This is a genomic window from Amycolatopsis sp. NPDC089917 (genome assembly GCF_040684635.1).
Taxonomy (GTDB): Bacteria; Actinomycetota; Actinomycetes; order Mycobacteriales; family Pseudonocardiaceae; genus Amycolatopsis.
The window spans coordinates 42,397-65,699 of the sequence record NZ_JBFBGL010000027.1 but is presented as its reverse complement, the minus strand read 5'-3'; the positions used below and the strand labels follow the sequence as shown (position 1 = coordinate 65,699).

The following is a 23,303-nucleotide window of genomic DNA, read 5'->3' as shown; positions in this document are numbered from 1 at the left end:
GCGCGATCCCGTTCCTGGACTAGTTTGTCGGCATGAAATTCGCCTCTCTCGCGATTCTTCCGGCATTGACCCTCCCGCTGCTCCTGCCGTCGACGGCTTTGGCGGGTGACGGCTGGGAATCCATCGGAACCGGGATGACCTCCGGCGCGAGCGGTGTCGCCGTTCTCGACAAGGACGGCGAGCGGGTCGACGCGCTGGTGTTGAGGGACAACAAGAAGCCGGGCGAGAACCGAGCCGTCCGGGTACGGCTCGATAGCGGCAAAGTGTCCAAGGTGGACAAGATCGACTGGCCGGGCGAACTCCCGGTCGATCTGGAAGCAGCCGAAGCCGTTCCGGGAAGGACAGGCGAATTCATCGCGCTGGCCAGCGGCGGCAAGGGCTTTCACATCAAGCTGAAAGACCGGCGGCTGAAGGTTTTCGGCACGTTCCGGGTACCGAAGGGCGACCCGGACGACAATTACGAGGGTTTCGCCCTGAAAAAGGTGAATGACCGGTTGTTCGCCGTCTGGGCGGACCGGGGTCAGGACGCCCGCCCGGCCACGCTTTTCTCCGCGGAGTTCTCGGTCTCAAAACTGTCCTTCGGGAAGCCGAAGTCGCAGCCGTTCCGCGTCCCGTATCCCACCACCGACGTCCGGCACACCTCGGACGTCGAGATCACCGCAGACGACCGCGTCCTGATCTCGGCCGCCTCCGACCCCGGGGACGACGGCCCGTTCGACTCGGCCGTGTACGCGGCGGGCGTTCTCCGCCCCGACGGTTCGATCGCCCTCTCCCCTGCCCCGACGACGATAGGCGATTTCCCCGGTCACAAGATCGAGGCCATGACCTGCCTCTCACGCTCGTGCGGCACGCTCCTCTACGGAACCGACGACGAGGCCGCGGGCGGTAGGCTCCGCATCGCGACCAGCAACGACCCGGAGGACCAGTGATCAGCGAAGACCTGCGCGAGCGCCGCCACAAGATCATCGAAGAGCACATGGACACGGAGGTGACCCAGGAGTTCGACCGCACCCTGGGCACCTTCAACGGCCATCCGCACTACGAGATCATGGCGACCGGGCAGATCTTCGACGGCGACGAAGAGGTCATGGGGTACTACCGCATGACCCGCACGGCCTTCCCGGACCAGCGGCACGACAACGTCCGCTACCACTTCGCCGACGAATCGGTCATCGTCGAGTTCGACCTGCTCGGCACCAACCTCGGCGAGTTCTACGGCCGTCCGCCCACCGGCAAGGCGTTCCGCGTGCCGATCATCGCGGTGTTCTTCTTCGACGGGGACAGGATTACCAACGAGCGTATCTATTTCGACGCCGCCAGCCTCATCACCCAGGCCGGGCACGCCGAACTGCTGACGCTGCTGGCCTCGGGCGAGGTCTGAACCAACGGCCGGTGCGCCTCGGCCGATCGGCCGATGTGGACGGACGGGGCGCGCGGCGAGGCTGACGACGTCCCGCCGTCGAGCCCTTGGAGAACCGCCCATGCCCCGCAACCGGGTCGCGATCGTGTTGCTCGCGACGACGATGGCCGCGCTGACGGCGCCGGCGCTCGCTTCCGCGTCACCCGCCTCGCTCGACTGGAAACTCTGCAAGGACGTCGCCAAGGGCTGGGAACCCGCCGACGACCAGCGCACCGAATGCGCCATGGTGAGCGTGCCGGTCGACTACGCGAAGCCGGACGAGCGGAAGATCGGCATCGCGGTGTCCCGGCGGAAGGCGACCGATCCCGCGCGGCGACAGGGTGTGGTGCTGCTGAATCCCGGCGGCCCCGGCCAGTCCGGGATCCACGAGCCGCGGTGGATCACCGACAGCGAAGCAGCGGGGATCGGCGTGGATCACGACCTGATCGGCTTCGATCCGCGCGGCGTCGACTACAGCGCCGACGTAGCCTGCCCGCCGCTTCCCGGTGACGACGCCGAACCGCCGGCTTCTTTGCCGGACAAGGAAAAGGCGCGGTTCGTGTTCGACCGGGACGCGAAGGTCAACCAGCGCTGCGTCGCCGCCGACCCCGAGTTCGTCCGCAACCTGACCACCGAGAACGTCGCCCGCGACATGGACCGGATCCGGGAGGCGCTGGGCGAGGAGAAGATCGGCTTCTACGGCGTCTCCTGGGGCACCGCGCTCGGCGCCGCCTACCGCACCGCGTTCGACGCCCGGGTGGGCCGCATGCTGCTGGACTCGGTCATGTCGCCGAGCTTCGACATCGGTGCGATGGACGACGCGATGGTCGCGGCGGGCGAGGTCACCGCCAGGGAGTTCGCCGGATGGATCGCCCGCTACGACGCCGTCTACCACTTCGGCGTCACTCAGCCCGCGGTGCTCGACGCGCTCCTGAAGCTCCGCGACCAACACGGCGAGACGGTGACGAACCACCTCGCCGGTCCGCGCCGCGAGTGGGCGAACGCGGCCGAGGCGCTCGCGGCCCTGCGCGACGGTGGCACTCCCGCCACGGAACCCGCGTCCGGGCAAGGTCGCGGATTCGGCTGGGACGTGGATCCGAACGGGTCCAACACCTTTCAGCAGACGGCGATCCTCTGCAACGCCTCCGAAGGCCCGCGCGACTTCGAAACGATCTGGCAGCGCAGGCTCGACCGCATCCGCGCCTACCCGGCCGTCGCCAGCCCCGGGATCTGGAACGGCCGGTGCGCGGGCTGGCCGTTGCCGGTCCAGCCGTGGAACTTCACGCAGGGAACCAGTCCGCTGCAGCTGGTCGGGCACACCTACGAACCGGTCACACCGATCGGGTGGGCGGTGGCCATGCGCGAACGGATCGGCGGCACCCTGCTCACCATCGAGGACGACCACCACGGTTCGCTGTCCTCGCTCCCCTGCGCGAGCAAGGCGGTCGAGTTCTTCTCGACCGGCAAGGCCGACGGCGGATCCTGCGCCGGAGCGCCGATCCCGCCGCCGGCCGCCGGGTGATCAGCGAGTCACTTGGCTTCGGCCAGCGGTGGAACGACGCAGCAAGCGCCGGTGAAGCATCTGAAGGCGTCCACCCGGGCCTTGTTGGTCCAGTTGTCGAAGCGGTCGATGACGAGGTCGACCTCGCCACCGGCCCTCGCGGTGTCGATCCCGAGGCCGGAGAAGAGCAAACGGAGATTTTCGGTGGTTTCGTTCTTCATGCGACTCGCTCCCAGGCGTTCGGTGGTACGTCGGCAGCGAAATCCTCCGTCAGCACGGCCCCCGCATCCAGTGCTATCCGTCATTTCGGGCGCGTGCTTTTCGACTACGCCGAACGCGTGATGTCGAGCGCCCGTCCGGGCTCACCCTCGCTCAGCCCTCGATGCGCGAAAGGCCGAACGCGGTGAGGAAGCCCGCGACCGTGATCAGCCCGGTCCAGAGGTGCGCGTCGTCGAAGGCCTCGGGGATCATCGTGTCGGCGATCATGGCGAGGATCGCGCCACCCGCGATCGCGGTGATCACGGCCAGGACGGCACCGGAGGCGCCACCGAGAACGCCGTACCCGAGCAGGGCCGCCACGCCACTGATCACGGCGATACCACTCCAGAGTGTGAAGACATAGCGCGGAGTCCGGCCCGCCTGCTTCATCCCCGCCGCGCTGGACAGTCCTTCCGGGACGTTGCTGATGAACACGGCGGCCACGGTCACGACGCTGACACTTCCGCCGCCGAGCAGGCTGGTGCCGATCACCATCGATTCGGGGACGCCGTCCAGCAGGGCGCCGAGCGCGATGGCCGTGCCGGAGCCCGCCTGTTCGCTCTCGGACGGCTGCTGGCCGCCCGAACGCTTGCGATGCCGGGCGCCTCGCCGGGCGAGCGCGATGTTGGCGAGGGTGTAGATCAGCGAGCCGCCCAAGGCACCGAGGGCGGTCGGGAGGAAACCGCCTTTCTCGTGCGCCTCGGCGATCAGCTCGAAGGAGACGGCGGAGATCAGCACGCCGCTGCCGAAGGCCATCACGCTGGCCACGGCCTTGGTCGGGATCCGGACCAGGAAACCCAGCATCGCCCCGACCAGCAACGCCGACCCGGCCAGCAGGCCCCAGCCGCCCGCCGCCAGCAGATCCCACACGCGAACCGTCTCCTTTCGTCCGGTGAAAACACAGCGGGCCGGCCGCGAACTGCGGCCGGCCCGGTGTCAAGCCGGAGTTCAGGCTCGGATCATGCCACGTCGTAGCGGTCGAGGTTCATGACCTTGTCCCACGCCGCCACGAAGTCGCGGACGAACTTCTCCTTGGCGTCGTCGCTGGCGTAGACCTCCGCCACCGCGCGAAGCTCGGAGTTGGAGCCGAACACGAGATCGGCCCGGGTACCCGTCCACTTGACCTCGCCGGTCGCGGAATCGCGGCCTTCGAAGGTCTCCTCGTCGCCGTTCGCCGCGGTCCACCGCACGCCCATGTCGAGCAGGTTCGCGAAGAAGTCGTTGGTCAGCGAGCCCGGCTTGTCCGTGAACACGCCGTGCTTCGACTCCTGCACGTTGGCGCCGAGGACACGCAGACCGCCGACGAGGACGGTCAGCTCGGGCGCGCTCAGGTCCAACAGGTTCGCGCGGTCGATGAGCAGGTACTCCGTCGGGAGACGGTGGCCCTTGCCGCGGTGGTTGCGGAAGCCGTCGATGGTCGGCTCCAGCGGGGCGAACGACTCGACGTCGGTCTGCTCCTGCGTCGCGTCGGTGCGGCCCGGGGTGAACGGCACGGTCACGTCGTGGCCGCCGTCTTTGGCCGCCTTCTCGACGGCCGCGACGCCACCGAGGACGATCAGGTCGGCCAGCGAGACCTTCTTGCCGCCGGTCTGGGCGCTGTTGAACGCCTCCTGGACGCCTTCCAGCGTCTGCAGCACCTGGGCCAGCTTCTGGGGTTCGTTGACCTCCCAGTCGCGCTGCGGCTCGAGGCGGATGCGGGCACCGTTCGCGCCGCCGCGCTTGTCGCTGGCGCGGAACGTCGAGGCGGACGCCCAGGCGGTCGAGACCAGCTGCGAGACCGACAGGCCCGAAGCGAGCAGCTTCTCCTTGAGGGAGGCGATGTCCGCGTCGTCGACCAGCTCGTGGTCCACGGCGGGCACCGGGTCCTGCCAGATCAGCGTCTCCTGCGGGACCAGCGGGCCGAGGTAGCGCTGGATCGGACCCATGTCTCGGTGGGTCAGCTTGTACCAGGCGCGGGCGAAGGCGTCCGCGAACTCGTCCGGGTTGTCCAGGAAGCGACGCGAGATCTGCTCGTAGACCGGGTCGAACCGCAGCGACAGGTCGGTGGTGAGCATCGTCGGCGGGCGCTTGAGCTCACCGGTCTCGGGGTCGGGCACGGTGTTCGCGCCCGCGCCGTCCTTCGGCTGCCACTGGTGGGCGCCGGCGGGGCTCTTGGTCAGCTCCCACTCGTAGCCGAAGAGGTTCTGGAAGAAGCCGTGGCTCCACTGGGTCGGTGTGGAGGTCCAGGTGGTTTCGAGGCCACTGGTGATGGCGTCGCGGCCCTTGCCGCTGCCGAAGGAGTTCTTCCAGCCGAGGCCCTGCTCCTCGATCGAAGCGCCCTCGGGCTCGGCACCGACGTACTTGTCGGCGTCGGCCGCGCCGTGCGCCTTGCCGAAGGTGTGGCCGCCGGCGATCAGCGCGACGGTCTCCTCGTCGTTCATCGCCATGCGGCGGAAGGTCTCGCGGATGTCGCGAGCCGCGGCCAGCGGGTCCGGGTTGCCGTTCGGGCCTTCCGGGTTCACGTAGATGAGGCCCATCTGCACGGCGGCCAGCGGGCCTTCGAGCTGACGGTCGCCGCTGTAGCGCTCGTCGCCGAGCCAGGTGCGCTCGGGACCCCAGTACACGTCCTCGTCCGGCTCCCAGACGTCGGCGCGGCCACCGGCGAAGCCGAAGGTCTTGAAGCCCATGGTCTCCAGGGCGCGGTTGCCGGTGAAGATCATCAGGTCGGCCCACGAGATCTTGCGGCCGTACTTCTTCTTGACCGGCCACAGCAGACGGCGGGCCTTGTCCAGGTTGCCGTTGTCCGGCCAGCTGTTGAGCGGGGCGAAGCGCTGCATGCCGGCGCCCGCGCCACCGCGGCCGTCCTCGATGCGGTACGTGCCCGCGCTGTGCCACGCCATGCGGATCATCAGGCCGCCGTAGTGGCCGAAGTCCGCGGGCCACCAGTCCTGCGAAGTGGTCAGGACGGCGTCGACGTCCTTGGCGAGCTCGTCGAGGTCGACGGTCTTGAACTCGGCGGCGTAGTCGAACCCGGCGTCCATCGGGTCGGAAGCGGCGGTGTGCTTCCGGAGGATCTTCAGGTTGAGCTGGTTCGGCCACCAGTCACGGTTTCCCGCGCCTTCGGTGGGGTGGTTGCGTCGCCCCGCCGAGACGGGGCAGCCGCCCGCGCTCTCTTCGTTCATTTCGCCGACGACGGCGTCCGGGCTGTCAGACACGGGAATCCTTCCGAGGATCAGAGCTTGCAGGGCTCAGGAACGGGGTTCGATCGCGGGGTTTGCGCTGGCACAATCGGGGCACAGGCCCCAATAGATGACCTCGGCCTCTTCGATCACGAAGCCGTGGTCGTCCGACGCGCTCAAACAGGGTGCGGGACCGACGGCGCAGTCGACGTCGGCGATGACACCACATGATCGACACACGACGTGGTGGTGGTTGTCCCCGACCCGGGACTCATAGCGTGCTACGGACCCCGACGGCTGGATCCGCCGGACGAGGCCCGCGGCGGTCAGTGCCCGCAACACGTCGTAAATGGCCTGGTGAGAGACCTCTCCGAGCTCCGCGCGCACGGCACCGATGATCGAGTCGGTGTCGGCGTGCGGGTGGTCGCGCACCGCGGTCAGCACGGCCACCCTGGGACGCGTCACGCGCAGGGAGGCCCCGCGCAGCATCCGTTCGAAGTCCGGCGTGGTGGGCACGGGCGCAGTCTGGCCCATTTTCTGGAATGAATCAAGTTGACGGCATCCCGGGCGTGTCCGTCTCACCCCTCGTCCGCCGAAGTTCCGTGAAGGCCTCCTTGAGGGACTCTGGGTCCCTCAAGGAGGCCTTCACGGACTTGCGCCGTGGTCGGCCTTACCCCTCGTCGCGGGCCAGCAGTTCCCGCACGCGCTCCTGCAGCGCCTCCCTCGGGTACGCGTTCACCTGGGCACCCGCCATCCGCACCGGGTCGCCGAAGAAGAAGTACTCGTACAGCGACTCCCGCCCGGCGAAGCTCGACACCGACGCGTCGAACGCCAGCTTGAACAGCCGTGCGCGGTCCTTGGCGGGAAGCGTGGCCGACTGCAGGTAGGTGTCGATGTCGGGACGGCCGTCCGCGTCGAAGTCGGCTTCACCCGGAAGGGCCATGAGACCGGACGCGGAGAACTTGCGGATGATCTCGGTCAGCCGCGGCGACACCTTCGTGGGGTACCAGTTCCGCGCGGCGTTGAGGACCTCCCACTTGGGCAGGAAGACGCCGTCCTCGCTCAGCTTGCCGTCGGCCTCCGCCGCGCGCAGCACGGCCTTCTCGATCTCGACGTAGGAGATCAGCTCCGACATGTCCTGCTGGATGTGCTGGAAGCCGCCGATGCCGATCGCGGCGGCGATCTCGCTCGCGAGGCCGAGGTAGAACTCGGTCTTGGCCAGCGTGCGGGTGACGACCTGGTGGGTCATGAGCGCGCCCGCCCCGGTCTCGGAGTACCAGGCGTTGCACAGTTCCGGATGCCCCAGCAGGAAGACCCGCTCGTTCGGGACGAAGACGTCGTCGAACACGACGACCGCGTCCATCTCCTCGAACCGGGACGCGAGCGGTTCGTCGAAGGCCGAGCGGCCGTGGTCGAGTCCGGCGCGGCAGAAGTACTTCAGCCCGGGCGCGTCGTTCGGAACGGCGAAAGCGTAGGAATAGGGCGCGTCCTCGGGGGTGCCGCGCAGCACGGTCGACGGGAACACCAGGAGTTCGTCGGCGATCGGCGCGATCGTGGCGAGCATCCGGGCGCCGCGGACGACGATGCCGTCCTCCCGTTCCTCGACCACCTTCGCCGAAAGGTTTCCGCCGCCCTGCTGACTCCCCGAGACCGAGCGGTTGACCTGCGGCGGGATCAGGGTGTGCGTCGCGAGGAGATCGTTCTCGCGCGCCATCTCGTAGTACTTCTCGATGCGCTCGCCGTACACGGGATCGGCCCGGGAGAAGAACTTCTTCGCGGTCGAAAGCGCGGTGAGTGACGAGTTCATGTAGTCGCCGGTCCGGCCGAGGAAACCGTTGGAATACTCCGCCCACACGGAAAACGCGGCCCGGCGGCGCTTGAGGTCCTCCTCGGTGCGCGGCACCAGGAACGAGGTTCCGACCCGCTCCCCCGTGGTCGGCGACTCGTAGGTCAGGACATCGCGGTGCGCCGGATCGTGCTGGAGGTCGAACAGCTTCGCGTAGGTCAGCGCGTTGTTGCGGAAGGCCGCGTGTTCGGCGACCTTCGAAGTCACCTTCTCGCCGTCGACGTACAACTCCGGCGTCATCGCGTTGAGCTTGTCGAGGTACTGCTGTCCGGTGCGGGCTCCCATGTCGTGCTCCTCTTCGGATGAACGTCGTTGTCAGAACAGGGATTCGTGGCCTTGCGCGGATTCGTGGATCGTCGAGAACTGCCCGTCGACGAAGCCGAGCGCGTCGCCGGAGCGGTAGTCGAATTCCCTTACCTCGCCGAGGAACAGGGTGTGGTCGCCGCCGTCGTAGGCGGCCCACGGCGTGCAGTCGAACCAGCTGAGCACGCCGCCGAGCCGCGGCGCGTGCCCACCTTCGACCCACGTCGGCGCGCCTTCGGGACTCGGGCGGCCGGCGAAGTTCATCGCGAGCGCCTCTTGTTCGGCGCCGAGGACGTTGACCGCGAACGGGCGACCGGTGAGCAGGCCGTGGCTTTTCACGGTGCGCTGGATCGACACGAGCACGAGCGGCGGATCCATCGAGACCGCGGTGAAGGAGTTCACCGTCAGGCCGTGCCGTTTCGTTGCGGCGTCGAAGGTCACCACCGCCACACCGGTCGCGAAGCGGCCGAGGCAGCCCCGGAAGAACTGCGCGGGCGGCCGATAGAGGCTCGATCCCGGAGAAAAACTGGTTTCGCGTGACATCATCGTCTGTTCCTGTTCTATAATCGAACAGCCAGTTCAACTATCGAAATGGATCGTATACGATGGTTTCGGACTCCCGCAAGGCTTCGAGCGCGTCCCAAACGCTGAGCCGAGGCATCCGCGTACTCGAAGTCCTTGCCGACGCCCAGGAATCCCTCAGCGTCGACCAGATCGCCGAGCGGCTCGGCGTCCACCGGTCGATCGCGTACCGGCTCATCCGGACGCTCGAAGACCACGGGCTCCTCATCCGGGAGCCGGCCGGGAAGTACGAACTCGGAACGCGGTTGGCGGCGCTCGCGGCGGGGATCAAGCACGATCTGCGGGCCGCCGCGCTGCCCGAACTGACCGCGGTCGCGAACGAACTCGGCATGACGTGTTTCGTGGCGGTGATGGACCGCGAAGAGTGCGTGACCCTGGTCAGCGTCGAACCCCGGCACGCCGTCGCGTCCGTCGCGCAGCGCCCGGGGTCCAGGCATCCGTTCACCGTCGGCGCCCCCGGCCGGGCGATCCTCTCCCAGCTTCCGGAGCAGGACTGGCCGGAGGGCATACGGGAAGTGGCCGCCCGCGGATACGCGGACAGCCACGGTGAAGTGATCGAGAATCTCAGCGCCGTCGCGGTGCCGCTCCCCCTGCGCGGCCACAATCCCGCGGCACTGGCGGTCGTCTACCTTTCCAGCACGCGTCCGCCCACCGAGCTCGCGGAGCGGCTCAAGGCGGCGGCGAAGGCCGTCCGTGACGCTCTCGGCGGGTGAGCGTCACGGACGGCGGGACTACTTGCCGAATCGCAGCGGGCTCACCGCCTGCTCGGCCTCGTGGTCGGGCCCGAGCGGGATCCCCGACCGGTCACGCAGCAGCAAGGTGGCGATGAGGCCGACGACGGTCATCCCCGCCAGGTAGACGGCCACGGACACCGACGTGCCGGTGGCGTCGACCAGCGCGGTCGCGATCGTCGGCGCGAACGCGCCACCGAGGATCGCGCCGATCGCGTACGAGATCGAAACGCCGGAGAACCGGATCGAAGCGGGGAACAGCTCCGCGTAGAACGCCGCCTGCTGGCCGTAGGTGAACCCGAGCCCGACGCTGAGGATGATCAGCCCGAGCGCCAGCAACACGATGTTCCCGGTGTCCACCAAGGGAAAGAGCACCGCGACACCGGCCAGCTGCGCGATCCAGCCGAGGACGTACGTGCGCCGCCTGCCGATCCGGTCGGACACCGCGCCCGCCGCCCACGTCGAGATCAGCCAGGTCGCCGCCGACGCGGTGACCGCCCACAGCACCGGACCGCGGTCGAGCCCGATCGGCCCCTTCGGATTGGTCGCGTAGTTCTGGATGTACCCGCCGGTGGTCATGTAGCCGACCGCGTTGTTGCCCGCGAACACCAGCGCGGCCACCAGGACGAGCACCGCGTGCTTGCGGAACAGCTGGATGATCGGGGTCCGGGTCTGCTCGCGGCGTTCGGCGATCTCCCGGAAGACCGGGCTCTCTTCGACACGGCGCCGGACGTAGTGACCGACCAGGATCAGCACGACGCTGAGCAGGAACGGGATCCGCCAGCCCCAGTCGAGGAACGCCTGACCGGGGACGAGCAGGCTGGTCAGCGCGAGAACACCGGAAGCCAGCAGCAGACCCAGCGGGACGCCGATCTGCGGCGAAGAGCCGAAAAGTCCCCGGCGTTTCGACGGCGCGTGCTCGACGGCCATCAGCACGGCGCCGCCCCATTCACCGCCCGCCGAAACGCCTTGCAGGACCCGCAACAGGATGAGCAGGACCGGCGCGAGGACACCGATCCGGTCGAACGTCGGGAGCACGCCGATCAGCGTGGTCGCGGCGCCCATCAGGATCAGGGTGAGCACCAGGACCACGCGACGGCCGTACTTGTCGCCGAAGTGGCCGGCGAGGAACGCGCCGAGCGGGCGGAACAGGAAGCTCACGCCCACGGTGGCGAACGAGACGAGGGTGCTGTTCGCCCCGAGTCCGGAGAAGAACAGCTTGCCGAAGACGAGACCGGCGGCGGACGCGTAAACGAAGAAGTCGTACCACTCGACGGTGGTGCCGACGACGGTCGCGAACGCGACCCGGCGCCGGTCGGAGGACGGTGGGGCGGTCCGGCCGGGCGTGTGCTCATCCTGCGCTGGATTCGACACCTTGACTCCTTTGACGTAGGCCTGACGCGAGTGGCGGCCCGCAGGGATCCTCGGGCGAGGCGAAAGCCACTCGGTGACCGCCTTGCCACTGTGGCACGGAATCATATACGTTATTAGATACGAAGCAAGGGTCGAGGGATTCAGGGAACTATGGGCACTTACGAGGCAACGGCGCCGTCAGGTCGCGGGTCCGGTCCGCTGGGCACCCGGCCGGGCAAGATCATCGCCGTCCATCTCAGCTACGCGTCACGGGCCGAGCAGCGGGGGCGGCGTCCGGCGAATCCGTCGTACTTCTTCAAGCCGTCGAGCTCGATCGGCGTGTCCGGGGACACGGTCGAACGTCCGGCGGGGACCGAACTGCTGGCCTTCGAGGGCGAGATCGCCCTGGTCATCGGCACGGCGGCCCGGTGGGTCAAGCCGGACGAGGCGTGGGACCACGTCGCCGCGGTCACCGCCGCGAACGACTTCGGCCTCTACGACCTGCGCACCGCGGACAAGGGCTCCAACGTCCGGTCCAAAGGCGGTGACGGCTACACCCCGCTCGGCCCCGGGCTCATCGACGCGCGCGACGTCGACCCGTCGTCACTGCGCGTCCGCACCTGGGTGAACGGCGACCTGGTGCAGGAGGACACCACGGCCGGGCTGATCTTCCCGTTGCGGCAGTTCGTTTCCGATCTCTCCCAGCACTTCACGCTGGAACCCGGCGACGTCATCCTCACCGGCACGCCCGCCGGGTCGACGGTGGTCTCCCCCGGCGACGTCGTCGTGGTCGAAGTGGACGTTCCCGGCACCTCCGTCAGCAGCGGACGGCTCCACACCACCGTTTCCCAGGGCATCCGGTCCTTTTCGGACATCGGCAGCCTGCCCGAGGTCGACGAAAAGCAGCGAGCCGAGGCCTGGGGCACTCCCGCGGCCGAACCGGTCGCGGAGGAAGCACCCGCGCTCAGCGAAGAACTTCGCGCCAAGCTCCTTCGCGCGCCTGTCGCGGGGCTGTCCGCCCAGCTGCGCAAGCGCGGGCTGAACAACGTCGCGATCGACGGTGTGCGCCCCAACCTGCCCGGCTCGAAGATCGTCGGCACGGCGAGGACGCTGCGTTTCGTCCCCAACCGCGAGGACCTCTTCAAGTCCCACGGCGGCGGTTACAACGCGCAGAAACGCCTTTTCGACTCGGTCGGCGCCGGCGAGGTGATCGTCATCGAGGCCCGGGGCGAAAAGGGGTCGGGCACGCTCGGCGACATCCTGGCGTTGCGGGCGCGGTACCTCGGCGCCGCCGGGGTGGTCACCGACGGCGGGGTCCGCGACTTCGAGGCCGTCGCGGAGACCGGGCTCCCGGTGTTCTCGCAAGGCCCCCATCCGGCGGTCCTCGGCCGCAAGCACGTGCCATGGGACACCGACGTCGCAGTCGCGTGCGGCGGGGCCACCGTGCTGCCGGGCGACATCATCGTCGGCGACGACGACGGCGTGATCGTCATCCCGCCCGCGCTCGCCGAGGAGATCGCCGACGCGACGCTCGTCCAGGAGGACGAGGACACCTGGATCGCTCAGCAGGTCGGCCAGGGCCGCCCGATCGAGGGGCTCTTCCCGCTGAACCCGGCGTGGCGGGAAAGGTATGAGGCATGGCAGAAGAAGCAGTGAAGACGACCAGCAAGTCCGAACTCGCCTACGAGTGGCTGCGTGAGCGGATCGCCCGGCACGAGTACGGACCCGGCTACCGGCTGGTCCTCGCCGAGATCGCCGGCGCGCTCGACATGAGCGTCGTCCCGGTGCGCGAGGCGATCCGGCGGCTGGAAGCCGAGCGGCTGGTGACCTTCGAGCGCAACGTCGGCGCCCGCGTCGCGATGGTGGACCAGAACGAGTACGTCCACGCGATGCAGACCCTCGGCGTGGTCGAAGGCGTCGCCACCGCGCTGTCCGCGCCGGGATTGTCCGAAGAGGACGTCGCGAAAGCGCGCCAGGTGAACGAGCGGATGATCGCGCTGCTGGACCACTTCGACGCACACGAGTTCACCGCGCTGAACCAGCGGTTCCACTCGCTGCTCTTCGAATGCTGCCCCAACCCGCAGATCCTCGACCTCGTGCACCAGGGCTGGACGCGCCTGTCCGGACTGCGCGACTCGACCTTCGCGTTCGTCCCCGACCGGGCGCACCAGTCGGTCGAAGAGCACGAACAGATCCTTCGGCTGATCTCCGAGAAGGCCGACCCGCTCGACATCGAATTCGCCGCGCGCAATCACCGCTGGGCCACCATGCAGGCCTTTTTGGACGCCCGAGAGCGCGCGAAGCGCTGACTGAGGAGGAATCTTGACCAGCACGACTCCCCGGCCGATCCCGGACGGTGTCCCGGAGCGGATCCGGCACTACATCGGCGGCGAACTCACCGGCTCGGCCGACGGCGCCGTCTTCGACGTGCTCGACCCGGTGACCAACGAGGTCTACGTCCAGGCCGCCGCGGGGAAGAAGGCCGACATCGATCGTGCCGTCGCCGCCGCGCGGAAGGCGTTCACCGAGGGTCCCTGGCCGAAGATGCTGCCGCGTGAACGGTCGCGGGTGCTGAACCGCATCGCCGATCTGGTCGAGTCGCGGGACAAGCGGCTGGCCGCGCTGGAGAGTTTCGACTCGGGCCTGCCGATCTCGCAGGCGCTGGGCCAGGCCCGTCGCGCGGCGGAGAACTTCCGGTTCTTCGCCGATCTGATCGTCGCGCAGGCCGACGACACCTACAAGGTGCCCGGCCGCCAGGTCAACTACGTCAACCGCAAGCCGATCGGCGTCGCCGGGCTGATCACGCCGTGGAACACGCCGTTCATGCTGGAGTCGTGGAAGCTCGCCCCCGCGCTGGCGACCGGCAACACGGTCGTGCTCAAGCCCGCGGAGTTCACGCCGCTTTCGGCGTCGCTGTGGGCGGAGATCTTCGAGGAGGCCGGGCTGCCGCCGGGCGTGTTCAACCTCGTCAACGGGTTCGGCGAGGACGCGGGTGACGCGCTGGTCAAGCACCCGGACGTCCCGTTGATCTCGTTCACCGGCGAGAGCGGCACCGGCAGCCTGATCTTCGGGAACGCGGCGCCGTTCCTCAAGGGACTGTCGATGGAGCTGGGCGGCAAGTCGCCCGCCATCGTCTTCGCCGACGCCGATCTGGAGACCGCGATCGACGCGACGATCTTCGGCGTGTTCTCGCTCAACGGCGAACGCTGCACCGCGGGCAGCCGGATCCTGGTCGAACGCGCGATCTACGACGAGTTCGTCGAGCGTTACGCCGCGCAGGCCAAGCGTGTCGTGGTGGGCGACCCGAGCGACCCCAAGACCGAGGTCGGCGCGCTGGTGCACCCCGAGCACTACGACAAGGTCATGAAGTACATCGAGATCGGGAAGACCGAGGGCAGGCTGGTCGCCGGCGGCGGCCGCCCCGACGGCTTCCCGACCGGGAACTACGTCGCGCCGACGGTGTTCGCCGACGTCAAACCGGACGCCCGGATCTTCCAGGAGGAGATCTTCGGCCCGGTCGTCGCGATCACGCCGTTCGACAGCGAAGACGAAGCGCTGGCGCTGGCGAACAACACGAAGTACGGGCTCGCGGCCTACGTCTGGACCAACGACCTCAAACGGGCGCACAACTTCGCGCAGGCCGTCGAGGCCGGGATGGTGTGGCTCAACTCGAACAACGTCCGCGATCTGCGCACGCCTTTCGGCGGGGTGAAGGCGTCCGGGCTGGGGCACGAGGGCGGCTACCGCTCGATCGACTTCTACACCGACCAGCAGGCGGTGCACATCAATCTCGGCGAGGTGCACAACCCCGCCTTCGGCAAAGGATGATGCCATGACCACGATCCCCACCCCGAAATCGCCGCCGCCGGACGTCCTGCGCTGCGCGTACATGGAGCTCGTCGTCACCGATCTGGCGCGTTCGCGCGCGTTCTACGCCGACGTCCTCGGCCTCACGGTGACCGAGGAGGACGAAAACACGGTCAGTCTCCGCACGATCGACGAGTTCATCCACCACAACCTCGTGCTGCGCCAGGGCCCGATCGCGGCGGTCGCGGCGTTCTCCTACCGCGTGCGCTCTCCGGAGGACCTGGACAAGGCCGTCGCGTTCTACACGGAACTGGGCTGCCGGGTCGAACGCCGCGAAGAGGGCTACACCAAGGGCATCGGCGACTCGGTGCGCGTGCAGGACCCGCTCGGCTTCCCGATCGAGTTCTTCCACGACGTCGAGCACGTCGATCGGCTCAGCTGGCGCTACGACCTGCACATCCCGGGCGCACTGGTCCGGCTCGACCACTTCAACCAGGTCACCCCGGACGTGCCGCTCGCGGTGAGGCATATGGAGGACCTCAACTTCCGCGTCACCGAAGACATCCAGGACGAGCAGGGCACGACGTACGCGGCTTGGATGCGCCGCAAGTCGACCGTGCACGACACGGCGATGACCGGCGGCGACGGCCCGCGGATGCACCACGTCGCCTTCGCCACGCACGAGAAGCACAACATCCTGTCCATCTGCGACAAACTCGGCTCGCTGCGGATGTCGGACCACATCGAACGCGGCCCCGGCAGGCACGGCGTCTCGAACGCGTTCTACCTCTACCTGCGCGACCCCGACGGGCACCGCGTCGAGATCTACACGCAGGACTACTACACCGGTGACCCGGACAACCCGGTCGTCACCTGGGACGTGCACGACAACCAGCGCCGTGACTGGTGGGGCACGCCGGTGGTCCCGTCGTGGTACACCGACGCGTCGCTGGTGCTCGACCTCGATGGCAAACCGCAGCCGGTGGTCGCGCGGACCGACGACAGCGAACTGGAAGTCACCATCGGCGCCGACGGCTTCTCCTACACCCGCAAGGGTGACGACGACGGAGAACTTCCGGCCTGGAAACAGGGCGAGTACAAACTCGGCAACCAGCTCTGAGGCGGGGACATGCTCGAACAGGAAACGATCACCGCGATCGCCGACGAACTGGCGGCCGCGGAGGAGGCCCGGGAGACGATCCCGCTGCTGACGGCGCGCTATCCGGACATGACCGTCGAGGACTCGTACGCCGTGCAGAACGAGTGGCGGCGGCGGGGCATCGAGGCGGGACGACGTCCGGTCGGCCGCAAGATCGGGCTCACCTCGAAGGTCATGCAGGCCGCCACCGGGATCACCGAACCCGATTACGGCGCCATCTTCGCGGACATGGTGTTCGAGAACGGTTCCGTGATCGAGCACAGCCGGTTCTCGAACGTGCGCATCGAGGTCGAGCTGGCCTTCGTGCTCCGTGAGTCCCTCGCCGGGCCGGACGTCACGGTGTTCGACGTGCTGCGGGCGACCGAGTACGTCGTGCCCGCGCTGGAGATCCTGTCGTCGCGGATCGAGATGGCGGGCCGGACCATCGTGGACACGATCAGCGACAACGCGGCGATGGGCGGCATGGTCTACGGCGGCAACCCGGTCGCCGTGGACGCCGTCGACCTGCGGTGGGTCTCGGCGCTGTTGTACCGCAACGAGACCATCGAGGAGTCCGGCGTCGCGGCGGCGGTGCTGAACCACCCCGCGAACGGCGTCGCCTGGCTGGCGAACAAGCTCGCGCAGCACGGCGACAAACTCGATCCGGGCGACCTCGTGCTGGCCGGGTCGTTCACCCGGCCGATGTGGGTGCACCCCGGCGACACCGTGACCGCCGACTACCGGGACCTGGGGGCGATCACATGCCGCTTCGTCTAGACCCGGCGTTCCGGGATCAGCTGTCCTCACGACCGCAGATCGGCATGTGGGTCACGTCGGGCAGCCCGGTCGTCGCCGAGATCTGCGCGGGTTCCGGTCTCGACTGGCTGCTCGTCGACACCGAGCACACCCCCACCGGGCTGGAGACGGTGCAGGCGTTGCTGCAGACGATCGCCGCGTATCCGATCACGCCGATGGTGCGCGCCCCGTCCGGCGACGCGGTCGCCCTCAAACAACTGCTCGACCTGGGGGCGCAGAACCTGCTCGTGCCCATGGTCGACAGCGCGGAGGAGGCGGAGGCCGTCGTTCGGGCCGTCCGCTACCCCCCGCGTGGGGTACGCGGCGTCGGCAGTGCCCTCTCGCGGTCCGCGCGCTGGAACCGGGTCGAAGGCTACCTGCCGAACGCCGACGAGTTCACGTCGTTGTATGTCCAGATCGAGTCGACCGCGGGTGTCGCGGCCGCCTCCGCGATCGCCGAGGTCGACGGCGTCGACGGTGTGTTCGTCGGACCGTCCGATCTGGCAGCGTCGATGGGGCTGCTCGGACAGCAGACCCATCCCGATGTCACGGCGGCCGTCCTGAGCACTTTCGAGGCCGTCCGCGCGCAGGGAAAGCCCGTCGGCGTCAACGCGTTCGACCCGGCGCAAGCCCAGCGCTATCTCGACGCCGGCGCGTCGTTCGTCCTGGTCGGCGCAGACGTCACCCTGCTCGCCCAAGGTTCGGAGGCGCTCGCGCGGCGGCATCCCGCCTAGAGTTGGCGCATGATCCCGTGGCTGCTCGACTCCGATCCGGCCCTGCGCTGGCAGGTGGAACGCGACCTCGCGCACGAACCGCCCGAGGTCTGGGAGGCGACGCGGGCACGGATCGCGACCGAAGGTTTCGGCGCGCGTCTGCTCGCCCACCAGGACCCCGACGGCCAGTGGGCGGGCGGCGCGTTCTTCCCCGCCGGGTTCTCCGGCAAGGAGGACGGGCAGCCGTGGACGGCGACGACGTGGTCGCTGAACGCCCTGCGGGAGTGGGGAATGGACGCCGGGGTCCTGCGTGGCACCGCGGAACTCCTCGCGAGGAACAGCCGGTGGGAGTACGACGACCTGCCGTACTGGGGCGGCGAAGTCGACTGCTGCATCAACGCGTGGACCCTGGCGAACGGCCTGTGGCTCGGGGCCGACGTCACCTCGCTCGTCTCGTGGTTCGTGGACCATCGGCAACCCGACGGCGGCTGGAACTGCGAGTGGGTCGAGGGCTCGACGAGGTCGTCCGTCCACTCGACGCTGAACTCGCTCAAAGGTCTGCTCTGTCACGAGACCGCGACCGGTGGCACCTCGGATTCACGGGCCGCCCGGCGCGCGGGTGAGGAATACCTCCTGGAGCGCGGCTTGTTCCGGCGGTTGTCGACCGGGGAACCCATCGCGCCGTGGATCGCCGTCTTCGCCTACCCGTTCCGCTGGTTCTACGACGTCCTGAACGCGGCCGACTACTTCCGTGAAGCTTCGCTGCACGACGGCACCGCTCCGGATCCGCGGATGGCCGAAGCCGTCGAGCTCATCCGTGCCGCCCGTCAGCCGGACGGGACCTGGCTCCAGGCGCATCGGCATTCCGGACGGGTGTGGTTCGAGGTGGACGTCGGGGCCGGCGAGCCTTCGAAGTGGCTGACTTTGTACGGCACTCGGGTTTTGAACTGGTGGGATTCCGGGCCACCGCGCTCAGGGTGAGGCCTCCGGTACGCAGGCGCCGGGAGGAGCGGACATGCCGAAGTGCCCGTCGCCGGTGTGGGTGGCGGGCTCCTCGGGTCAGGCGTGGGTGTTGCGGCGGGATCGTCGTAGCGGGTCGAGGTATTGGGGCGGGATGAACTCGGGTAGTCCGTCGGCTGCCATGCGGACTTGCCAGTCTCCTTGGTGGATCAGCCGGTGGTGGAAGCCGCAGAGCAACACCAGGTTCCGGAGATCAGTCGGGCCGCCGTCTGCCCAGTGCTCGATATGGTGGGCATGGCAGTTCTTGGGTCTTCGATGACAGCCCGGGAACGCGCAGCCGCGGTCGCGGAGGTTCAAGGCTCGTCGTTGGCCTGGGGTGACGAACCGCCGTAGTCGCCCCACGTCCAGCGGTTCACCAGCGGCGTTCATCACCACGGGCAGCATGAGGCAGTAGCAGGCGGCCATGCGGGCTTCGCGGGCGGTCATGGTGCCGACGAAGTCCAGGCAGGCTTTCCCGATCCCCGACTTCAACTCTTCCAGTCCGATGGTGACGTGGACGAGAGTGCGGTAGCCGCTGGTGCCGGGCTGATCGGGGCAGGCGATCGCCAGATCCAGCAGTTCAGCCCACGCGTCACCCTGTCGTTCGGCTTTGGACCGCAGATCAGCTTGCCCAAACTCGTCGACCGGCCGGGGCCTCGCGTACGCCTCCAAGGCGGCGGTGCGGGCGCCGAGTTCGTCGTCGAACAACCCGTTCAGTTTCCAGAAGCCGTCCTTGCGGCGCTCCTAGGTGACTTCGCGCCGAGGATCGGCAGGCTCGGGATCCTTCGGTTCATTCCCGTCCGGATCCAGCCAGGCGAGAATGTTCGCCTCGGCATCCGCCAACTGCCGGGGACTCGCGTTCCGGCCGAGATCGGCGAGGATCTCCAAGATCTGCGAGATCCGCTCACCGCCGATCAACCCTTCCGCTTCCGCCGCGGCGGTAGCGGGTGCGACCGCTGGAATCTCAGTCCCGTCCAAAGCGCGAGTGGGATTCAATGCGATTGCCCGTTCCACCACCGGCCGCGCCTCACCCCGCGACAATCCGGCCACATCGGCGAACCAGCTCAGCGTCGGCCCGTACCCGAACAAGTCTTTCGCGCCCCGAGATTCAACCTCGGCCAAGTATCGCCCCAGCCCCGCGGAGGCGACCCGCATCACCTGCAGGAACTGCTGCACGCCATAGGCAAGCTCCAGCTTGCCGGCGCGCCACAGTTCTTGCGGCAACTCGGGGAGGAATGTCTCGGACACCTCTCAATAACACCTCGGAAACTCGGACGTGTGTTCGTAATTTTAAGCAACAATGAATTCGCTGCAATAACACTGAAGGGTGATGGCGGCGAGTATGAAGCCGCGCTTGAGTGATCGACTGAGGGCGGGTCCCGACCAACCACACACCGGAGGCGAAATCCTCAAGCCGCAACGGCCGCTCGCCTCCGCGCAGGAAGCCGAAACGCAGCGACAACACCACCGACCGCGACAAGAAGAATGAACCCGAACACGACACCGAAAGCCAAGGCCGGCCTCGCCGCGAGCGCCGCCAAGACGGCCCCGGTCACCGCCACCCCCGCCACCGCACCTACCTGCCGGACCGTGTTGAACAGACCCGAAGCACCACCTGCCGCGTCAGGATCCACGGAAGCCATCGCGATGGCGGACAGCGGTGACCACGCCAAAGCGTTGGCGGCGCCCAGGAACGCGGCTCCCACCGTGATCCACCAGGGATCAAGCCCCAACACGACCACAAGCCCCATGAGCAGCGAGCTCACCGCGAGTAGGCTCATGCCGAGGATCGCCGGTCGGCGCCCGCCCACCCGGTCGACCCAGCGGCCGGCCGACGGTGACAGCAGGATCGCGACGACAGCATCCGGCGCGAGAGCCATGGCGGCTTCGAAAGGGCCGAAACCGCGTTCGTCTTGGAGATACAGCATGGTGGGGAGAGCCATCGCGAGGACCGTCGCGCCGAGGGACGCCATCGCGATGCTCGCGTTCAGGTAGCCGGACGATCGATAGAGGCGAAGGGGCGCGAGTGCGTCCGCTCCTTGGCCACGTTCCCGGAAACAGAAGCCGATGAGCAGCGCGACGGCGACAACGGCGGCGGGCAAGGAGAGCGCGCTCCAAGACAGCAGAGCCCATACAAGAAGAGTCAGACCCGCCGTGCTCAGCACGGCACCGAGCAGGTCGAATCGTGCGACGCCACCCGGACTTCCCGGAATCAGACGGATTCCCATGACGATGGCTACGCCGCAGACGGGAACGTTGACCAGGAAGATCCAGCGCCAATCGAAGCTCGCCGTCAGCAGCCCGCCCAGGATCGGTCCGAGCAAGGTGGCCGCGGCGGCGACGGAACCCCAGATCCCGAACGCGCGACCCCGCTCGTCCTCGGCGAACAGCCGCCGGATCAGCGTGAGCGGTTGCGGGGACATCGCGGCCGCCGACAGGCCCTGCAGGATCCTGAAGACGATCAGCCATTCGATCGAAGACGCGAGCCCACACAGCGCTGAGGTCACCGCGAAGCCCGCCATGCCGAACAGGTAGACGCGTTTCGGGTCGAAGAGGTCGCCGAGCCGCCCGGCGACCAGCAGCGGGACCGAGAACGCGAGCAGATAGCCCGCCGTCACCCAGAACAGCGCGGCGACGTCCCCGCCGAGATCGGCTTGGATCCGCGGGCTCGCCACGGCGACGATCGTCGTGTCGAGCAGGAGCACAAAGAACCCCGCAAGCAACGCGGCGAGGCCACCCCACCTCGAAGAAGTCATCACCACTCCAGCATGCGCAGGCCCGAAATAGCGATCGCGATCGGGACGATCGCGGCCTAAAGTCCCTGTTCATGACCGTTCTGCCGCGTGGCGGTCGCCCAGCCGAGGCCTTGTCGGCCGTCGAGGCGACCATAGACGAGCGCTGGCGGCTGTTCCTCGCGGAGTACGGCGTCACCGCCGAAACCAAGGAGGAAACCGACCTCGCCGAACTGGTCGGCGCCGACACCTCCGCGTTCGAGTGGCGAGTGGTCGACGCGGCCTTTGACAGGTTGTCCTGCGACGATTGCGGCAACGGGCTCGGCGCGGGACCCGTCGGCTGCGAAAAATGCGATCAGGCCAACGGCTTCCAGTTCGCGGCCATCGAGAACGACCGGCAGGCGACACCGCCGGGTACCGAGCACGGGCTCCGTGTCGCCACCGCCGTCGCCCGCACCCGGCACCGCTACGGAGCGCGGGCCAGGTGCGGCTTCGAACTCGGGCTTCCGCTTCTCCTCGACGGTGAACTGCCCAGTACGACCCAAGCGCAGGCGTACCGGGCAGCGATCAACAAGCTCACCGAAGAGGAATGCGAACGCGTGACCTCCTTCGAAGAGGTCGCCGAGATCAGTAGTCGTCGCGTCCGGTGAACTGCTGTTCCAGCAGCTCCGCCGATCCCGCGACGAGTTCGAGCGGGTCGGTGAACTCGTTGATGTCGAGGTTCACCAGCGGCAGGGAATGACGCAGTACCAGGTGGTCTCCCATCACCACCAGTCCTCCGACGACGATCGTGTTGCCGATCTCGGTCAGCACGGTCGCGAGGTCGACCTCGTCGACCCGCGCGAACGGCGTCGCGATCTGTACCCAGTCCTCGCGACGGTCGAAGATCTCCCGAGCGATGACCACGGTCTGGGCCCGCTCTTCGTAATCTTCGTCGCCGTAGGACAACCGGATACGAATTTCGTCCGGTTCGTCCTTTACCACCCGATATTCGTGCCGTACGAACGCGACCAGATCGGCCCATTCCGCCATGAATTCAGTCTCCCTCGCAGTCGAAGATCGAGACTAGCGACTACCCGGGTGGCGAAACCGGCCCCGGCCCGACATCACCCGGACAGCGGCGGCCCATGCGTGTACCGATACCAAAAATTTAGCCCTGTGGAGTGAACGACGCCCCCATGGCCGAATCACCGGATGTTTCGGCAAAACCTCCGGGCAACGAACACCGCGACTCGGATATCTTTGATCTTGTTGTAGTCTCCTCCGGCATCTTTTCGACAGGGGAGAAAATGTGGCGAAAAACCATCGCGTCGGGTCCGGAACCGACCGTTCGGGAAGCGAAAAATCCTCGGATCCGACGGTGACCGCAGCGCTCGTCACTCGACGCGGAGCGATTTTGGGAGCAGTGATCACCGCGGTGGTAGGCCTGGTGGGCGCGGTGGTCGTGGCGCTCATCAACACCGGCGCGCAACCGGCGAAAGCCACTGACGACCGAGGGAAGCCACCCGCGTCCGAGTCGACGTCGCAAGACTCCACCAACGCACCACAACAGCAATCCGTGCCAGGTGAAGCCGTGCCGCAGCAAGTGAAACTCGATGCGAACATGGGAGTCGACCTCGACAGACCCGGCGCAGGACCGGTGTCCGCATCGGGCCCCAACGGCGATGTCGACCTCCACTACAGCGGACACTCGCTGGCATCCAATCGATCAGGGCTGTTCGATTATGCCGGGACCGAACAAGAGGCGAAGGCACAATGCCCGAAGATCATTTCCGAAGAAAGAGGAAGAGTCGTCGGGCCGGAAGTGGCAAAGACCGGTGGCCAACATTGTCTGCGGACGTCCAAGGGGACGTTCGGGTGGCTCAGCGTAAACGACGTCAAGATCGACGATTTTTCCGGCTATGTCGTGATCAATTACCAGCTCTTCCACTAGCGAGCGTCGCGAAAGCCACTTTCGGGACATCTGATGTCCTGAAAGTGGCTTTCGC

The 23,303-nt window shown here is 67.8% G+C and carries 22 protein-coding genes and 1 pseudogene; 13 read left to right on the top strand and 10 right to left on the bottom strand.

From position 1 onward, the window contains the following. Positions 1–32: 32 nt before the first annotated feature. From AB0N89_RS20745 to AB0N89_RS20735, 3 genes are all read left to right on the top strand, one after another. On the top strand, positions 33–929 hold the full coding sequence (locus AB0N89_RS20745; RefSeq protein ID WP_364206739.1) for a hypothetical protein: 897 nt from the start codon (positions 33–35) through the stop codon (positions 927–929). Further along, a complete protein-coding gene (locus AB0N89_RS20740) occupies positions 926–1,381 on the top strand; it encodes an ester cyclase (RefSeq protein WP_364206737.1) in 456 nt (151 codons plus the stop codon). The genes AB0N89_RS20745 and AB0N89_RS20740 overlap by 4 nt, the downstream gene beginning before the upstream one ends. A 100-nt stretch (positions 1,382–1,481) precedes the next feature. Further along, positions 1,482–2,921, top strand: coding sequence for an alpha/beta fold hydrolase (locus AB0N89_RS20735; RefSeq protein WP_364206735.1), 1,440 nt, complete (start codon positions 1,482–1,484; stop codon positions 2,919–2,921). An 8-nt stretch (positions 2,922–2,929) separates the two neighbouring features. On the opposite strand, the gene AB0N89_RS20730 is transcribed toward AB0N89_RS20735, so the two are convergent. The 6 genes from AB0N89_RS20730 to AB0N89_RS20705 form a co-directional block, all read right to left on the bottom strand. After that, complete coding sequence (locus AB0N89_RS20730) at positions 2,930–3,121, bottom strand: hypothetical protein (RefSeq protein WP_364206733.1); 192 nt, start codon at positions 3,119–3,121, stop codon at positions 2,930–2,932. A 151-nt stretch (positions 3,122–3,272) separates the two neighbouring features. Then, the gene (locus AB0N89_RS20725) at positions 3,273–4,028 is read right to left on the bottom strand and encodes a ZIP family zinc transporter (RefSeq protein ID WP_364206731.1); all 756 of its coding nucleotides are present in this window, start codon (positions 4,026–4,028) and stop codon (positions 3,273–3,275) included. A gap of 89 nt (positions 4,029–4,117) precedes the next feature. Next, complete coding sequence (katG, locus tag AB0N89_RS20720) at positions 4,118–6,352, bottom strand: catalase/peroxidase HPI (RefSeq protein WP_364206729.1); 2,235 nt, start codon at positions 6,350–6,352, stop codon at positions 4,118–4,120. Between the two features lie 33 nt (positions 6,353–6,385). Further along, entirely contained in the window at positions 6,386–6,832 is a 447-nt protein-coding gene (locus tag AB0N89_RS20715; protein WP_364206727.1) for a Fur family transcriptional regulator, read from the bottom strand. Positions 6,833–6,986: 154 nt separating this feature from the next. After that, complete coding sequence (gene hpaB / locus AB0N89_RS20710) at positions 6,987–8,447, bottom strand: 4-hydroxyphenylacetate 3-monooxygenase, oxygenase component (RefSeq protein WP_364206725.1); 1,461 nt, start codon at positions 8,445–8,447, stop codon at positions 6,987–6,989. Between the two features lie 30 nt (positions 8,448–8,477). After that, entirely contained in the window at positions 8,478–9,011 is a 534-nt protein-coding gene (locus AB0N89_RS20705) for a flavin reductase family protein (RefSeq protein ID WP_364206723.1), read from the bottom strand. A gap of 59 nt (positions 9,012–9,070) precedes the next feature. Here AB0N89_RS20705 and AB0N89_RS20700 point away from each other — a divergent pair, with 59 nt between their 5' ends. Continuing rightward, entirely contained in the window at positions 9,071–9,760 is a 690-nt protein-coding gene (locus AB0N89_RS20700) for an IclR family transcriptional regulator (protein ID WP_364206721.1), read from the top strand. An 18-nt stretch (positions 9,761–9,778) separates the two neighbouring features. Here AB0N89_RS20700 and AB0N89_RS20695 read toward each other — a convergent pair whose 3' ends face one another. Next, positions 9,779–11,152, bottom strand: coding sequence for an MFS transporter (locus tag AB0N89_RS20695; protein ID WP_364206719.1), 1,374 nt, complete (start codon positions 11,150–11,152; stop codon positions 9,779–9,781). Positions 11,153–11,302: 150 nt separating this feature from the next. On the opposite strand from AB0N89_RS20695, the gene AB0N89_RS20690 reads away from it, so the two are divergent. From AB0N89_RS20690 to AB0N89_RS20660, 7 genes are read left to right on the top strand one after another with little or no spacing between them, the layout of a single operon-like run. Beyond that, positions 11,303–12,787 carry a fumarylacetoacetate hydrolase family protein gene (locus AB0N89_RS20690; protein ID WP_364206717.1) on the top strand — a complete coding sequence of 495 codons (1,485 nt, stop codon included), beginning with the start codon at positions 11,303–11,305 and terminating at the stop codon, positions 12,785–12,787. After that, positions 12,769–13,440, top strand: coding sequence for a GntR family transcriptional regulator (locus AB0N89_RS20685; RefSeq protein ID WP_364206715.1), 672 nt, complete (start codon positions 12,769–12,771; stop codon positions 13,438–13,440). The genes AB0N89_RS20690 and AB0N89_RS20685 overlap by 19 nt, the downstream gene beginning before the upstream one ends. A 13-nt stretch (positions 13,441–13,453) precedes the next feature. Beyond that, entirely contained in the window at positions 13,454–14,959 is a 1,506-nt protein-coding gene (gene hpaE, locus AB0N89_RS20680; protein ID WP_364206713.1) for a 5-carboxymethyl-2-hydroxymuconate semialdehyde dehydrogenase, read from the top strand. A 4-nt stretch (positions 14,960–14,963) separates the two neighbouring features. Next, complete coding sequence (hpaD, locus tag AB0N89_RS20675) at positions 14,964–16,058, top strand: 3,4-dihydroxyphenylacetate 2,3-dioxygenase (RefSeq protein WP_364206711.1); 1,095 nt, start codon at positions 14,964–14,966, stop codon at positions 16,056–16,058. A 9-nt stretch (positions 16,059–16,067) separates the two neighbouring features. Beyond that, positions 16,068–16,853, top strand: a complete 786-nt coding sequence (hpaH, locus tag AB0N89_RS20670; protein ID WP_364206709.1) for a 2-oxo-hept-4-ene-1,7-dioate hydratase — start codon at positions 16,068–16,070, stop codon at positions 16,851–16,853. Then, entirely contained in the window at positions 16,838–17,605 is a 768-nt protein-coding gene (locus AB0N89_RS20665; protein ID WP_364206707.1) for an aldolase/citrate lyase family protein, read from the top strand. The genes hpaH and AB0N89_RS20665 overlap by 16 nt, the downstream gene beginning before the upstream one ends. 9 nt (positions 17,606–17,614) lie before the next feature. Next, entirely contained in the window at positions 17,615–18,565 is a 951-nt protein-coding gene (locus tag AB0N89_RS20660; protein ID WP_364206705.1) for a squalene cyclase, read from the top strand. 78 nt (positions 18,566–18,643) lie between these two features. Here AB0N89_RS20660 and AB0N89_RS20655 read toward each other — a convergent pair. Next, positions 18,644–19,831: pseudogene (locus AB0N89_RS20655) on the bottom strand (DUF222 domain-containing protein). A 161-nt stretch (positions 19,832–19,992) separates the two neighbouring features. Further along, a complete protein-coding gene (locus AB0N89_RS20650; RefSeq protein WP_364206703.1) occupies positions 19,993–21,339 on the bottom strand; it encodes an MFS transporter in 1,347 nt (448 codons plus the stop codon). A gap of 71 nt (positions 21,340–21,410) precedes the next feature. Between AB0N89_RS20650 and AB0N89_RS20645 the strand changes: the two genes are divergently transcribed. After that, the gene (locus AB0N89_RS20645) at positions 21,411–21,965 is read left to right on the top strand and encodes a hypothetical protein (protein ID WP_364206701.1); all 555 of its coding nucleotides are present in this window, start codon (positions 21,411–21,413) and stop codon (positions 21,963–21,965) included. Here the strand turns inward: AB0N89_RS20645 and AB0N89_RS20640 are convergent. After that, complete coding sequence (locus tag AB0N89_RS20640; RefSeq protein ID WP_364206699.1) at positions 21,943–22,347, bottom strand: hypothetical protein; 405 nt, start codon at positions 22,345–22,347, stop codon at positions 21,943–21,945. The genes AB0N89_RS20645 and AB0N89_RS20640 overlap by 23 nt on opposite strands. A gap of 259 nt (positions 22,348–22,606) precedes the next feature. On the opposite strand from AB0N89_RS20640, the gene AB0N89_RS20635 reads away from it, so the two are divergent. Beyond that, positions 22,607–23,248 carry a hypothetical protein gene (locus tag AB0N89_RS20635; RefSeq protein WP_364206697.1) on the top strand — a complete coding sequence of 214 codons (642 nt, stop codon included), beginning with the start codon at positions 22,607–22,609 and terminating at the stop codon, positions 23,246–23,248. Positions 23,249–23,303: the final 55 nt, after the last annotated feature.

Bases quoted from the DNA above. Each gene is read 5' to 3' on its own strand.
- AB0N89_RS20745 (WP_364206739.1), top strand. From the start codon at position 33: ATGAAATTCGCCTCTCTCGCGATTCTTCCGGCATTGACCCTCCCGCTG.
- AB0N89_RS20735 (WP_364206735.1), top strand. From the start codon at position 1,482: ATGCCCCGCAACCGGGTCGCGATCGTGTTGCTCGCGACGACGATGGCC.
- AB0N89_RS20730 (WP_364206733.1), bottom strand. From the start codon at position 3,121: ATGAAGAACGAAACCACCGAAAATCTCCGTTTGCTCTTCTCCGGCCTC.
- hpaB (WP_364206725.1), bottom strand. From the start codon at position 8,447: ATGGGAGCCCGCACCGGACAGCAGTACCTCGACAAGCTCAACGCGATG.
- AB0N89_RS20705 (WP_364206723.1), bottom strand. From the start codon at position 9,011: ATGATGTCACGCGAAACCAGTTTTTCTCCGGGATCGAGCCTCTATCGG.
- AB0N89_RS20700 (WP_364206721.1), top strand. From the start codon at position 9,071: ATGGTTTCGGACTCCCGCAAGGCTTCGAGCGCGTCCCAAACGCTGAGC.
- AB0N89_RS20690 (WP_364206717.1), top strand. From the start codon at position 11,303: ATGGGCACTTACGAGGCAACGGCGCCGTCAGGTCGCGGGTCCGGTCCG.
- AB0N89_RS20685 (WP_364206715.1), top strand. From the start codon at position 12,769: ATGGCAGAAGAAGCAGTGAAGACGACCAGCAAGTCCGAACTCGCCTAC.
- hpaD (WP_364206711.1), top strand. From the start codon at position 14,964: ATGACCACGATCCCCACCCCGAAATCGCCGCCGCCGGACGTCCTGCGC.
- hpaH (WP_364206709.1), top strand. From the start codon at position 16,068: ATGCTCGAACAGGAAACGATCACCGCGATCGCCGACGAACTGGCGGCC.
- AB0N89_RS20665 (WP_364206707.1), top strand. From the start codon at position 16,838: ATGCCGCTTCGTCTAGACCCGGCGTTCCGGGATCAGCTGTCCTCACGA.
- AB0N89_RS20660 (WP_364206705.1), top strand. From the start codon at position 17,615: ATGATCCCGTGGCTGCTCGACTCCGATCCGGCCCTGCGCTGGCAGGTG.
- AB0N89_RS20650 (WP_364206703.1), bottom strand. From the start codon at position 21,339: ATGACTTCTTCGAGGTGGGGTGGCCTCGCCGCGTTGCTTGCGGGGTTC.
- AB0N89_RS20645 (WP_364206701.1), top strand. From the start codon at position 21,411: ATGACCGTTCTGCCGCGTGGCGGTCGCCCAGCCGAGGCCTTGTCGGCC.
- AB0N89_RS20640 (WP_364206699.1), bottom strand. From the start codon at position 22,347: ATGGCGGAATGGGCCGATCTGGTCGCGTTCGTACGGCACGAATATCGG.